Origin of the sequence: Flagellimonas sp. 389 (assembly GCF_018449435.1) — a bacterium.
Lineage (GTDB): Bacteria > Bacteroidota > Bacteroidia > Flavobacteriales > Flavobacteriaceae > Flagellimonas.
In genome coordinates, this window is sequence record NZ_JAHCMU010000001.1 from 119,465 (window position 1) to 133,433 (window position 13,969).

Consider the following 13,969-nt stretch of genomic DNA (forward strand, 5'->3'; position numbering starts at 1 on the left):
TTGATGCTATAAAGTTATCTTAATTTCATGTTGTCCTTGGTCTTATCAAAGACGTAATCTATTATTTGGGCGTGCCTTCTTTGGGATCTCACCGCACTACCAGCCGCTGGAGCACCATAAAATCTTCTGGAAGCCACTCTAAATTGTTTTGCTTCATCAAAATGCATTAATAGATGGCCCCAAGCCCCCATATTTCTAGGTTCTTCCTGTGCCCAAACCACATCACCCGCATTTTTATATTTTTTTAGGATACTTTGTATTTCTTTGGTCGGTAGCGGGAACAATTGTTCTAAACGTACCAAGGCCACATCGTCCCGTTTTTCCTTTTCTTTTTTATCCAGTAGGTCATAATAAAACTTACCCGTACAGAAAACCAACGTTTTAATTTTTGAAACAGCCGCTTTTTCATCATCGATCAATGGCTGAAAACTTCCGTTTGCCATCTCTTCTTTTGTTGACAATACTTTGGGATGCCTCAGCAAACTTTTCGGTGTAAAAACGACAAGTGGCTTTCTAAAATCGGCTTTCATTTGCCTACGTAACAAATGGAACATGTTTGCAGGTGTGGTCACATCTGCCATGTACATGTTATCTTTTGCGCAAAGTTGAAGATACCGTTCCATTCGTGCAGACGAGTGTTCTGCACCCTGACCTTCATAACCATGTGGCAATAACAATACAAGTCCGTTCTGTAATTTCCACTTATCCTCTGCGGAAGAGAGATATTGGTCAATGATAATTTGCGCTCCGTTACTAAAATCACCAAATTGTGCTTCCCAAATGGTCAATGTTTTTGGACTCGCCATTGCGTATCCGTAGTCAAAGCCCATTACGGCATATTCGGATAAGAGCGAATTATAGATATGGAATTTTCCATTTTGATTTTTGCCCAAAGTGTTTAATAACGTAACCTCTTCTTCGTGCATTTCAGTTTTGATGACCGCATGGCGATGTGAGAAAGTTCCACGTTCCACATCTTGTCCTGTCATCCTAACATCGTATCCCTCCTCTATCAATGAGGCATAAGCCAAGAGTTCCCCCATGGCCCAGTCCAACTGATTATCCTCAAAATACATTTTATTCCTGGCCGCCACCAGTCGTTCCAACTTTCTAAGAAACTTCTTTTCCTTGGGTAGAGCTGTAATGCTTTTGGCAACCTCATCCAGTTTTGAAAGTTCATAGGATGTATCTATAGGACTGAGCATAGCATCTTCCGTCTTTTGGCTAAACCCTTCCCATTCATCCTTCATAAATGGGGTGATCCTAGTTTTTTCCACTTTGCGCGAATCAAGCAAATCTTCTTCGAGATTCTTCTTGTACTCCGCTTCTAGTTGCTTTACGTAGTCTTTATCTATAATCCCCTGTTCAATCAGCTTTTCAGCATAGATATCCCTTGGATTTTTATGTTTGGATATTAACTTATAGAGCAGTGGTTGGGTAAATTTAGGTTCATCTCCTTCATTATGTCCGTATTTGCGATAGCCCAACAAGTCAAGAAAAATATCCCTTTTAAAGCGCATCCTATACTCCAAGGCAAAAATGGAAGCATGTACTACGGCCTCCGCATCATCTGCATTTACATGAAGTACCGGCGAGAGTGTAACCTTCCCAACATCGGTACAATATGTGGATGATCTAGCATCCAGGTAATTGGTCGTGAACCCTATCTGGTTATTTACTACGATATGAATGGTTCCACCCGTATGGTATCCTTCCAAACGGGCCATCTGTATAATCTCGTAAACAATGCCCTGACCTGCAAAAGCTGCATCGCCATGTACCAATATGGGCAGTACTTCTGAAATATTTTCTTGATGATCACTATCTTGTTTTGCCCTAGTGATACCTTCTACAATCGAATTGACTGTTTCTAAGTGCGAAGGATTTGGGGCAATGTTCATGTTCACCACTTTCCCGGAATCGGTTTCCCTTCTGGAAGTCCAACCTAAGTGATATTTTACATCCCCATCAAAAATGGTTTCCTCATAATCCTTTCCATCAAACTCGCTGAAGATATCCTTTGGTGATTTACCAAAAATATTGGTAAGCACGCTTAACCTACCACGGTGCGCCATTCCCATGACAAACTGCTTCACCCCGGCATCTGCAGCCTTTTCAATGATTACGTCCAAAGCTGGAATGAGCGATTCCCCTCCTTCCAACGAAAAACGTTTTTGTCCTACGTATTTTGTGTGCAAAAAGCTTTCAAAAGAAACGGCTTCGTTTAGCTTTCGTAAGATGTTTTTCTTTTCATCCGGTGAAAAAGTTGGGTGATTATCGTTGACATTTAAACGGTCTTGAATCCACTGAATACGCTCTGGGGTACGTATGTACATATATTCGACCCCTATGGCATCACAATAAATACGTTCTAAATGGGAAACAATCTCCTTTAAGGAACTGGAACCTATCCCAATAATTTTCCCTGCATCAAATACGGTATCCAAATCCGCTTCGGACAAACCAAAATTGGATATTTCCAAAGTAGGTTCGTATTTTCTACGTTCTCTTACCGGATTTGTTTGTGTGAACAGGTGCCCACGAGAGCGATATCCATTTATTAGTCGAATAACCTCAAACTCCTTTTGAAGGGTCTCGGGCATTTCGATTTCCCTTCCATTGGAAAGAACAACCTTTCCTCCATTTTCAGATTCGATACCAAGCTCTTCCAGAGAACCTTCCTGACCAAAATCAAAACCTTGAAAAAAAGCCCTCCAACTGGGCTCAAGACTATCGGGACTCGTTTGATATTTATCATACAGCTCCGCAAAAAATGAAGTATGCGCAGCATTTAAAAAAGAATATTTATCCATAGACAGTTTACAGCTAAAACTTATCTGAAAAATTTAATCAAAAATACAATAAATAATACTAAAGACAGACCTCTCAACATATTGATAGCCTTGAAAATCTTTCAAGAACTATATCTGTGCTTGAACCAAACTTTCTGCCACTCTCTTTTCAACAATAAAAAGCAGACCTCGTCCGAAACATCAACCTCATCCATAGCGCTTATCCTCTGTATCGCCTGTTCTGGAATATCAACAACATAGAGCAGGTTTAAATATTGTTGATGTTTTTCCAATAGCAAGAAATAAATCTTTTCATGCACCAGTTGTTTTAAATCGGCTGGAAGTACATCCAATGAAAAGTCCATCTTTATGTTTACCAATGAAAAGTCTTTTTTCAATTGCAGCAGAAAATTTTCATAAAGCGGTTCTTTATGAACAAATTCCAATAGTTCAATACTGTTGTTAAAGTCGGGTGACATCTTTATGTTTATATTTCTACTTCAAACAAACAATTATTCCGATTTGTATACTTGTCCTTCTTTCATAACAAAGACAACATTTTCCAAGGTTTTGACGTTCTGCTCGGGATTTTCATCCACAGCAATGATATCGGCCAAAAAACCTTCCTTTAGCTGTCCTAAAGTATCCCCCATTCCTAAAAGTTCTGCATTGGTAATCGTTGCGGATTCGATTGCTTTCATAAGAGGCATTCCAGCTTCGACCATATAACCAAATTCCCTTGCATTTTCACCATGTGGGAACACCCCTGCATCTGTACCAAAAGCGATAGGCACTCCTTTTTTATACGCCTTACGAAACATCCCTTGTATTTTAGGGCCAATATCGCTTGCTTTTTTCGCAACAACTTCAGGAAAATAACCAGGAATTTTGGCTTTTTCCGTTACCTGCTTTCCTGCTGTAATCGTTGGAACCAAAAAAGAATTGTACTGAATCATTAAGTCCATGGTTTCTTCACTCATCAATGTACCGTGCTCAATTGTTTTTATCCCTCCTTTCACGGCACGTTGCATCCCTTTATCCCCATGTGCATGTGCAGCAGTCAACATACCATAGTCTTTGGCAGTTTCGGTAATTGCCTTTATCTCTTCAATGGTAAATTGAGGGTTTTGACCGCTCTTTGCCATACTTAAAACACCACCTGTTGCTGTAATCTTAATTACATCGGAGCCATCTTTATAACGTTGTCTCACTGCCTTTTTTCCATCTTCGGGGGAATTTACCACACCTTCTTTTGGCCCAGGGTCTCCCATATTGGAACCTTTCATTCCATTTGTAGGGTCGGCATGCCCTCCAGTTGTTGCAATTGCCTTACCCGCCGTAAATATTCTTGGACCAATTACCGTTCCCTTATTGATCGCTTTTCGTAACGCTATATTCACACCAGTACCCCCTAAATCGCGCACGGTAGTAAAACCAGCCATTAATGTGTTTTTTGCATATACCGTGGATTGAAAGGCTACATCCGCATCATTTAAAGTAAATCTTTCAATATAGGACTGCGGGCTTGACTGACTCTCGATATGGACATGCATATCAATGAAACCGGGCAGCACAGTCTTGTTCTTCAAATCAATGACCTTATCTCCAGCATTCCCGGTTTTATATCCATTTTGAATTGATTTGACAATCTTACCAGAGACTACTATTGTTTTTTCTGATAGGGTTTTACCGGATTTTACATCTACAATACTTCCACAGTGTAAATACGTTTCTTGTGCAAACAGGAAAGAAGTAAAAAGGAAAAATGATACAAAAATATTTTTCTTCATCTTGATAGTGTTAGCTGATTATGTTTCTAAAAATAAGCATAGATTCCAGTTCTACCATGGAATGTACATCAACTTTTATCTAAAAAGAAAAGCCCGTCCAGAGGACAGGCTTTATGTAAAGGGTACATTTTTTCAACTTCTAATCTTTTGCTCCCAATCCCATGCAGATTTTAGGGAGTCATCTAGAGAAGAGGTTGCTTTCCAGCCTAGGACTTCATTGGCTTTTTTTGTATCGGCATATGCCTGAATTACATCCCCAGGCCTTCTATCCATTATTTTATAGTTCAGTTTTTTTCCAGAAACCCTTTCAAAGCTCTGAATCACTTCGAGAACCGAACTTCCTTTACCTGTCCCTAGATTAAAAACTTCGTAATTTGAATCATTCTTTTGGTCCAGTAAGCGCTGTAATGCCTCAACATGGGCTTTGGCCAAATCAACGACATGGATATAGTCCCTGATACAGGTACCATCTTCGGTTGGGTAATCATCTCCAAAAACCGAAAGTTGTTCTCGCAGACCTATACCTGTTTGCGTTATGAAAGGAATCAGGTTTTGTGGAACACCTATGGGCAATTCACCTATTTCAACTGACGGATGAGCTCCTGTGGGATTAAAATAACGAAGTGCGATTGCATTCAACTGTGGGTTTACCTTGCACGTATCTTTTATTATTTCTTCACCTACTTGTTTTGTGTTCCCATAGGGTGATTCAGCTGGTTTTACCGGTGCGTTTTCTGTTATTGGCATAGTATCCGCCTGGCCATAAACCGTGCAGGAAGAGCTAAAAATAAAACTAGCTTTTTCTTTTTTTATTAGCTCTTGCAAGATATAAACCAATACCCCAAGATTGTTTTCATAATACAACAAAGGCTTCTCAACACTTTCACCAACTGCCTTTGAGGCCGCAAAATGAATTATCCCATCAATATCATTATGTTTTGTGAAAAACGCTTCAACTTTGGGTTTTTCCCGTAAATCCATTTTCTCAAAAATGGGTTTCTTTCCGGTTATGGATTCAATACCATCCAAAACTTTTTCATCCGCATTGGAAAGGTTATCTATAATTACGACTTCAAAACCCTTATTTTGAAGTTCAACTACGGTATGGGAACCTATAAATCCTAATCCTCCGGTAACAAGTATTTTCATTCTTTCATTGGTTTACAAAGTCTATGACCAAGCTTGTGATAAATTCAATCTGTTCATCATCCAATTCCGTATGCATGGGCAGTGAGATGACCTCCTCTATCAGTTGGTTCGTTACGGGAAAATCGGCTTCGTCATAACGGTCATCCACATACGCTTTTTGTCTGTGCAAAGGAATGGGATAATATACACCACATGGAACGCCGTTATCATTCAAATGTTGCACCAACGCATCTCTTTTACCGTTTACAATCTTTAGGGTATATTGATGAAAAACATGGCAATCGCACGTATCGCATATACCCTCACAACCATTTACAGTTTTGGGCGTAACAATGTTGGCCTGTCCTTCAAATGCCTTGGAATATTTTTTTGCGGCTCCCCTTCGCTTTTCATTGTAAGCGTCCAAGTTTGGTAGTTTAGCTCTTAAAACGGCTGCTTGAATCGAATCCAATCGCGAGTTTACGCCTACCACATCATGATGGTATCTTTTGTACATTCCATGGTTTACCATTCCACGTATGGTGTGGGCCAAATCATCATCATTCGTAAAGATAGCCCCTCCATCCCCATAACATCCTAAATTTTTGGAGGGAAAGAAAGAGGTCGATGCCACATGGCCTATTGTCCCTGCCTTTTGTTTTTTTCCGTTCTTAAACGTATACGTGGCACCAATGGCCTGTGCATTATCTTCAATAACATAAAGCCCATGCTTTTCGGCCAACTCCGTAATGGCATCCATATTGGCACATTGTCCAAAAAGATGGACGGGGACAATGGCTTTTGTTTTTGGAGTGATTGCTTTTTCAATCGCTTTAACGTCTATGTTAAATGTATCGGGCTCAACATCCACCAATACGGGGGTAAGATTTAATAGCGCTATAACCTCAACAGTTGCGGCAAAGGTAAAATCGGCAGTAATTACCTCATCGCCGGGTTGCAAGCCAAGCCCCATCATGCATATTTGGAGTGCATCTGTACCATTTGCGCACGGAATAACATGTTTTATATCCAAATAAGTTTCTAACTCTTTTTGAAACTCATGAACTTGTGGGCCGTTTATAAAAGCTGAAGAATCCAAAACTTCCGTTATGGAAGCATTCACCTTATTTTTAATACCCTCGTATTGACCTTTAAGGTCAACCATCTGTATTTTATTCATCCAAATAAATTATGCCCTAAAAATAAGAAATTAACACACCATAACAACCTATTGATGAAAGAATGTATTTTAGCGGAAATATGATGTCAGTGCGATTTATCTACACTATTCTAATTTCTCTATCTTGGATTGTTTTAAAGGTTATTGCTCTTTTTAACCCCAAAATAAAATTATTCGTCTCTGGAAGAAAAGAGGTGTTTCAAAAACTTGAAGCAAAAGTTTCCAACGGCAATCGATTTGTTTGGATGCACGTAGCATCTTTAGGGGAATATGAGCAAGGGCTCCCGATTTTGGAACGAATAAAATCCAAGTATCCATCCCATAAAATTGCACTCACCTTTTTCTCGCCATCAGGTTACGAAGTGAAAAAAAATGCAGGAGTAGCAGATGTTGTTGTCTATCTTCCAATGGATACGTTATCCAACGCAAAACGGTTTTTAGACAACATCGATCCTGAAATCGCCATATTTATAAAGTATGAGATTTGGCCCAATTATCTGCATGAACTTAAAAAAAGAGGTATTCCAACACTATTGGTTTCAGCTATTTTTTCCAAACGACAGATTTTTTTCAAGGCATACGGTGGATTCATGCGAAAAAGTCTAAAGTCCTTCTCTCATTTCTTTGTTCAAAATGAATCCTCAAAACAACTATTGACCTCTTTAAATTTTGAAAATGTTACTGTAAGTGGCGACACTCGTTTTGACAGGGTTTCTGAGATTTTAAAGCAAGACAATGCATTGGAGTTTATGAAAGACTTCAAAAAAAGTGATTTTTGTTTGGTTGCGGGAAGCACCTGGCCTGAAGATGAAGAAATACTTGTTGATTTCATAAATTCTTCGGAAAAAACCGTAAAACACGTAATTGCTCCTCATACCATAAAGCCTGCACACATAGAAAAAATACAGACGAGCATAACTAAAAAATCAGTTTGCTATTCTAAAATAGCACAAGAAAACGTAGCGGATCATGAAGTCATTATTATAGATACCATTGGACTTTTGACAAGAATTTATAGCTATGCAGATGTAGCTTATGTAGGCGGGGCTTTTGCCACCGGGCTCCACAACACCTTAGAACCGGCAGTTTATGGCATTCCTGTAATAATAGGGCCTAATTATAAGGGATTCAGGGAAGCGGAGGACTTGGTGGACAGAAATGGAATCCACGTTATCACGGACAATGCGTCATTTAAAAGTTTGATGTCCCACTTTATTTCGGATAATGATTTCAGAAATGAAACAGGAAATACAAACACAGATTATATAAAGGAAAATTTAGGAGCAACTGAACTTGTTATGGAGTTTATACATGCGCTTCTTTGATTTTTTCCTAGTTTTAGCGAAATCAACCTATCATGAACAACCGTATTTTTAGAATATCATTGACTGCTGCTTTAGCGGGTTTTCTTTTTGGTTTTGACACTGTAGTTATCTCCGGTGCAAATTTACCCATTAAGGAACTTTGGGACACGACTCCATTATTCCATGGAATCTTCATTATGAGCATGGCCTTATGGGGGACTGTGCTTGGCTCACTATTTGGTGGCATACCTTGTGATAAACTAGGAAGAAAGAAAACATTGATATGGATTGGCATTCTGTATTTTGTTTCCGCTTTGGGTTCTGCAATTGCACATGACCCCTATCTGTTTTCCTTTTTCAGGTTTATTGGTGGTGTTGGGGTCGGTGCCTCCTCAGTAGCTGCACCCATATATATTTCTGAAATTTCAACACCGGATAACCGTGGCAAACTAGGTGCCATGTACCAGTTTAATATTGTTTTTGGAATTTTCATTGCTTTCATTTCCAACTACTTGTTAGAGGGATTTGGCGGTGCAAATGACTGGCGCTGGATGTTGGGCGTAGAGGCAATTCCAGCACTGGCTTATACCTTTATGGTTTTGAGCATCCCCAACAGTCCAAGATGGTTGATGATGAAACGACAAGATGAAGATGGAGCCCTTAGGACTCTGGAATATATCTCCAATAAAGAAATAGCTACTAAAAGATTGAATGAAATAAAAGAAGCTTTAGGGAAGACATTTTCTAAAGACAGTTTGTTTTCAGGGAAGTATAACAAGCAATTGTTACTGGCGTTTTTTCTTGCTTTCTTCAATCAACTATCAGGAATTAACTTTATACTCTATTATGCCCCCGAAATTTTGGAACGTGCTGGATTGGCAGCTAAAGAATCACTTTTTAGTTCTATATCCATAGGAATTGTTAATTTGATTTTTACTTTGGTCGGTATTCGTTTGATTGATCATTTGGGTCGAAAACAGCTCATGAAAATAGGCTCGATAGGCTACATCGTTAGCTTGGCCGTAGTTGGATGGTGTTTCTATAGTAATGCGAGTTCAACCTTACTACTTTCATTTATTTTGGTTTTTATTGCCTCACATGCTATTGGACAAGGTGCGGTAATCTGGGTTTTTATTTCTGAAATATTCCCGAACAAAGTACGTGCATCCGGTCAATCCTGGGGTACGGGAACCCATTGGATTTTTGCAGCAATCATTACCTTGGTAACGCCCATTTTCTTAGATGCTGAAAAAGGAATTTTCAAAGACAATCCTTGGCCCATCTTTTTGTTTTTTGCCCTAATGATGGTTTGCCAACTTGCATGGGTACTGTTCGTTATGCCAGAAACAAAAGGGGTTTCTTTAGAAGAGTTGGGTAGAAAATTGAGTGCTAAAAATACCAAGTCTAGTTAGCGATAATACGGAACATGAGTTAAAAATGCCCGTTAATCGAATAACCACATGGTATTTAGGATTGATGAGTGAATATTTCCGTACATTGGAAAAAATAACACTATTATGACTGATCAAGTTTCTTTTGGCAGTAAAATGCTGGTTGGCTTTTTACGGCTAATGGTATTCGTTCTTGTACTTATTCTTATCGCTATTCCTGTTTGTATAGTATTGGATTTTCTAGGAATTTTAGGGTAAGTGACAAATAATCAAGAATAACTAACTGTGTATACCGTTGCCAAGTAAGTGGGTTTTTCTTGCAAGAAGGTTAGCTATTTTTAAAAAATAACATCTTGCTCCTTCATTGCATTGGCTATGGTCTTCACATAGGAATCTATAGTTTTTTCAATTTTTACAGGTTCCATAATATCTAAATTACCTCTCCAAATAAGCTCTATTTCCTTATCCACACAAATGCAATACAATGAGGTTTCTGCATTATAGATATTGAAGGTCTCATGATCTTCAGAATTGTAATAAATATTTTGATTATCAAGATAATCTGTACTAAAACGAGTGTACATATCATTGAACCTATTTATTTTCCCTTTCAACGTACGCTTGTTTTCCGTACCAACAACCTTAGTAAAAAGAATGGCATCAAATCCCTTCTCCAATAACTGTTCTTCAACTTCTGAAAGTTCCTTCTCTGATTTTTCCGAAGATGTAAATTCAACATCAAAAAGGTCTATGCTCCGCATTGCCTCCACTCCCTTCGTTTTTAGTTTTTCGGCAAGTCTTGTCTCAAATGCCGTACGTACATCTTCATCCTCGGTCATGCCTACCACAAGCACTTTATAGGCATCGAACAAAACGATATCTGGACTCTTCCATGTGCTAACGAGCTTTGTAGATGAACAACCCGCTAGGAGCAACATGCAAAGGGCTACTAATTTTGGTTTCATCGGAGTAAGTTTTATACGGTTACTTTGGAATTTTCATACGCTAGTGCCTAATAAATACACCTTGTCGTTTTTCGAGCTGCTTGTTGAGTTCATGAATGGTTTCGGCCATTGACTTTTCAAAATTATCCGTTTTGGATTTTGCAAAAAGGCGAGGTCCAGGGGCACTTAATTCAATTTCACATATATTACTTTCTTCTCCCGTTTTATCATTCTCCAATTTGAAAAGTACATTGGCTTTTATGACCCAACTGTATTTTTCCCCTAACTTATCCAGTTTTTTGAGCAATATCTCGTTCAAGGATTCACTGGTTTTCATTTTTTGATATTGAATATTCACTACCATAACAAGTTGCTTTTTTGATTTATACCAAATCTAGGAACTTGCTATACACAAAAACATGACATCTGTCAGTTTTCAAAAAATGAAAAACTATTTAATTGAAAAAGGTTGACCTGTACTCTGTAAAACAGAGAACCAAAACTCGCTCTCCAAATCTATTTTCTTTCGTTTTTTTGTCACTTCTACTATAGGCGCATAAACAAATCTATTGTTCACGGTACTGACAACAAATTTAGTCTTTCCTGCCATTGCTCCATGCACGGCATGGTACGCTAATCTACTACAATAAACACTATCACTGGAGTTTGCAGGCGCACTTCTAATAATATAACTGGGGTCTATATATTTTATGGTTACTGGAAAATCAACAAAATGTTCTGCAATTTTATCTTTTAAAAATAGACCAATATCCTCATGCTTTACATTTCCAGATGCATCTTTGACCGTATTTTCACCTTCAAAAAGATGTTGGCCCGCACCTTCTGCAACTACAATAACAGCATGTTTCTTACGGTCTAAACGCTCTTTAAGAACCGCTAAAAATCCATTTTCACCTTCTAACTTAAAATCCATTTCGGGTATAAGCACAAAGTTTACGACAGGCATGGCCAAGGCCGCAGAAGCTGCTATGAATCCACTGTCCCGCCCCATAAGTTTGACGATGGAAATTCCGTTAAACGCACCCGCGGCTTCATTATGGGCATCCCGTAAGATTGGACTTGCCACATCAAAAGCAGTTTCAAAACCAAAAGATTCGTCTATCAAATCAATATCGTTATCTATGGTTTTGGGTATTCCCACCACACTGATGTTCTCATTTCTTTTTTGGATTTCTTCACCTATGGCATTTACTCCTTTTAAAGTTCCGTCACCACCTATGGCAAACAACATATCTACCTTGTTTGCTACAAGGGTATCTACCATTTTTGAGACATCTTGGCCACCACGAGAAGACCCTAGGAAGGTTCCTCCAAATTGATGGATATCCTTAACTTTTTCTGGACTTAGCTCTACAAAACCATGTCCTATATCAGGAATAAGGCCTTCATAGCCATACGGTATTCCGATTACTCTTTTTATATCGTAAAAGTAATGGAGTGCCATTACCACACCGCGTATGACATTATTGATTCCTGGGCACAATCCGCCACAAGTAACAATAGCCGCTGTCGATTTACTTGGTTCAAAAAAAACATTTTGTCGTGGGCCCGCCTTTTCTAAACACTGGGGTACTTCACTATTTTTTAGACATTGGTTGTAATTCTCCAAGGAGAGGTCGTATACCAATTTATCATCTTCCTTGATAAAACTAAAAATATTATCTCCCCTAACAGTACTTAGCTGAAGGGGAGATTTAAATTTAGGTTCACCTAGACTTTCAATCTTAAATTTATTCTTGTTACTCACGTTTTCTTTTAATTAAAAATGGTCATCCAAACTATGATGTGAATCAATTAATGGACCACCGTTAAGGATTTCCTCTGAGGCTTGACTTGCAAATTTATCAAAGTTAATGTGGAACGAGTGTGCCAATTGAATGGCTTTACTAACATATGCTCCTTTTTGCAACCACGTGTTCATAGGATCTAATATTTCTGTTGGTACCCCGGGACAATACTTTGGCATATGCAACCCAAAAACAGGATGGGCATCAAAATCCACATCGTCCAATTTACCTTCCAAGGCCGCAGATATCATTGCTCTGGTATACTTTAACTTTATTCTTGATCCAACTCCGTAAGGGCCTCCGCTCCATCCAGTGTTGACAAGCCAAACATTGACTCCTGCTTCTGTCATCTTTTTGCTCAACATTTCAGCGTAAACTGCTGGATGCAATGGCATAAAAGGCTCTCCAAAACATGCCGAGAACGATGGTACGGGCTCGTTAATACCAGCCTCTGTACCAGCAACCTTGGCAGTATATCCCGAGATGAAGTGATATGCTGCTTGACCAGGGGTCAATTTAGACATTGGAGGCAAAACACCAAAGGCATCGCACGTTAAGAAAAAGATATTTTTTGGGTTCGATGCATACGAAGGTTTTTGAATGTTATCAATATGGTCGATTGGATAACTTACTCTTGTATTTTGAGTGATTGAGCTATCAAAATAATCAACTTCTTTGGTACCTTCTTTAAAAACAACATTTTCCAACAATGCACCAGGCCTGATCGCCCTAAAAATATCTGGTTCCTTTTCTTCGGTAAGGTCAATTACTTTAGCATAACACCCCCCTTCAAAATTGAAGATAATATTTTCGGCTGTCCAACCATGTTCGTCATCACCTATCAGTTTTCTATCGGGATCTGCGGATAAGGTCGTTTTTCCAGTACCTGATAAGCCAAAGAAAATTGCGGTATCCTCTTTTTCGCCAACGTTTGCAGAACAGTGCATTGGCAAGACGTTCTTATCAACGGGCAATATTAAGTTCAATGCAGAAAAAATTCCTTTTTTTATTTCACCAGGATACTCCGACCCACCAACCAAGGCGACTTTACGCGTAAAATCAAGGATAGAGAAATTTCCAGCAATAATGCCGAACTCCTCTGGATTAGGTGCTTCGTATCTAGGCGCACAAAGTACCAGCCATTCTTCTTCAAAGTCTTTCAGTTCTTCATCAGAAAGCCTTAAAAACATATTTTTGACGAAGTAGTTGGACCATGGAAATTCAGTAACCGTACGAACATTCATAGTATAATCTGGATGAGAGCAAACAGCGGCATCCCTTGCATAAACCTCTTTATTAGAAAGATATTTAGTTATTTCGTCATAGAGTTTTTTAAAGTTATCTGGTGAAATTGGTTTATTGATTCTACCCCACCATACCCTATCTTTGGTATAGTCATCTTTTACCAAAAAACGATCTTTGGGCGAACGCCCCGTAAACTTACCTGTATTTATGGATAGTGTACCATTTTCGGTTTCGGTGCCCATCCCCTTTTCAACAGTAATTTTTTGGAGGGTTTCAGGATCTAAGTTCCAATGTACTCTGGCATTCTTAATTCCATACTTTTCCAATTCTTTTGTCTCTCTGATAATAGCTTTCATGATATTATTAATTTAAAAATTTGTGTCCAAA

Annotated in this window: 12 protein-coding genes; 3 read left to right on the forward strand and 9 right to left on the reverse strand. The window is 38.8% G+C overall.

Going from position 1 to position 13,969, the window contains the following annotated elements; all coding sequences use genetic code 11:
* Positions 1–14 precede the first annotated feature (14 nt).
* The 5 genes from KIM67_RS00515 to KIM67_RS00535 all read right to left on the reverse strand — a co-directional run bounded on the left by KIM67_RS00515 (position 15) and on the right by KIM67_RS00535 (position 6,890).
* Positions 15–2,813: a 2-oxoglutarate dehydrogenase E1 component gene (locus tag KIM67_RS00515; protein ID WP_213829423.1), complete on the reverse strand. Its 2,799-nt coding sequence runs from the start codon at positions 2,811–2,813 to the stop codon at positions 15–17.
* 101 nt (positions 2,814–2,914) lie between these two features.
* Positions 2,915–3,271, reverse strand: coding sequence for a hypothetical protein (locus KIM67_RS00520; protein WP_213829424.1), 357 nt, complete (start codon positions 3,269–3,271; stop codon positions 2,915–2,917).
* 33 nt (positions 3,272–3,304) lie between these two features.
* Positions 3,305–4,582 (reverse strand): amidohydrolase family protein, encoded by a 1,278-nt coding sequence (locus KIM67_RS00525; RefSeq protein ID WP_213829425.1) that lies wholly within the window; start codon positions 4,580–4,582, stop codon positions 3,305–3,307.
* Between the two features lie 132 nt (positions 4,583–4,714).
* Complete coding sequence (gene galE / locus KIM67_RS00530; protein ID WP_213829426.1) at positions 4,715–5,731, reverse strand: UDP-glucose 4-epimerase GalE; 1,017 nt, start codon at positions 5,729–5,731, stop codon at positions 4,715–4,717.
* Positions 5,732–5,735: 4 nt separating this feature from the next.
* Entirely contained in the window at positions 5,736–6,890 is a 1,155-nt protein-coding gene (locus tag KIM67_RS00535) for a DegT/DnrJ/EryC1/StrS aminotransferase family protein (RefSeq protein WP_213829427.1), read from the reverse strand.
* Positions 6,891–6,970: 80 nt separating this feature from the next.
* On the opposite strand from KIM67_RS00535, the gene KIM67_RS00540 reads away from it, so the two are divergent.
* The 3 genes from KIM67_RS00540 (at position 6,971) to KIM67_RS18670 (ending at position 9,843) form a co-directional block, all read left to right on the forward strand.
* Positions 6,971–8,215, forward strand: coding sequence for a glycosyltransferase N-terminal domain-containing protein (locus tag KIM67_RS00540; RefSeq protein ID WP_313788414.1), 1,245 nt, complete (start codon positions 6,971–6,973; stop codon positions 8,213–8,215).
* Positions 8,216–8,247: 32 nt separating this feature from the next.
* A complete protein-coding gene (locus KIM67_RS00545) occupies positions 8,248–9,606 on the forward strand; it encodes a sugar porter family MFS transporter (protein WP_213829428.1) in 1,359 nt (452 codons plus the stop codon).
* A gap of 105 nt (positions 9,607–9,711) precedes the next feature.
* The gene (locus tag KIM67_RS18670; RefSeq protein ID WP_256442749.1) at positions 9,712–9,843 is read left to right on the forward strand and encodes a hypothetical protein; all 132 of its coding nucleotides are present in this window, start codon (positions 9,712–9,714) and stop codon (positions 9,841–9,843) included.
* 80 nt (positions 9,844–9,923) lie between these two features.
* Here the strand turns inward: KIM67_RS18670 and KIM67_RS00550 are convergent, their stop codons facing one another.
* The 4 genes from KIM67_RS00550 to pckA all read right to left on the reverse strand — a co-directional run bounded on the left by KIM67_RS00550 (position 9,924) and on the right by pckA (position 13,938).
* Positions 9,924–10,550: a hypothetical protein gene (locus tag KIM67_RS00550; RefSeq protein ID WP_213829429.1), complete on the reverse strand. Its 627-nt coding sequence runs from the start codon at positions 10,548–10,550 to the stop codon at positions 9,924–9,926.
* Positions 10,551–10,590: 40 nt separating this feature from the next.
* On the reverse strand, positions 10,591–10,893 hold the full coding sequence (locus KIM67_RS00555) for an HPF/RaiA family ribosome-associated protein (protein ID WP_213829430.1): 303 nt from the start codon (positions 10,891–10,893) through the stop codon (positions 10,591–10,593).
* 87 nt (positions 10,894–10,980) lie between these two features.
* A complete protein-coding gene (locus KIM67_RS00560; RefSeq protein WP_213829431.1) occupies positions 10,981–12,297 on the reverse strand; it encodes an ATP-dependent 6-phosphofructokinase in 1,317 nt (438 codons plus the stop codon).
* Between the two features lie 12 nt (positions 12,298–12,309).
* Entirely contained in the window at positions 12,310–13,938 is a 1,629-nt protein-coding gene (pckA, locus tag KIM67_RS00565) for a phosphoenolpyruvate carboxykinase (ATP) (protein WP_213829432.1), read from the reverse strand.
* Between the last annotated feature and the right edge of the window lie 31 nt (positions 13,939–13,969).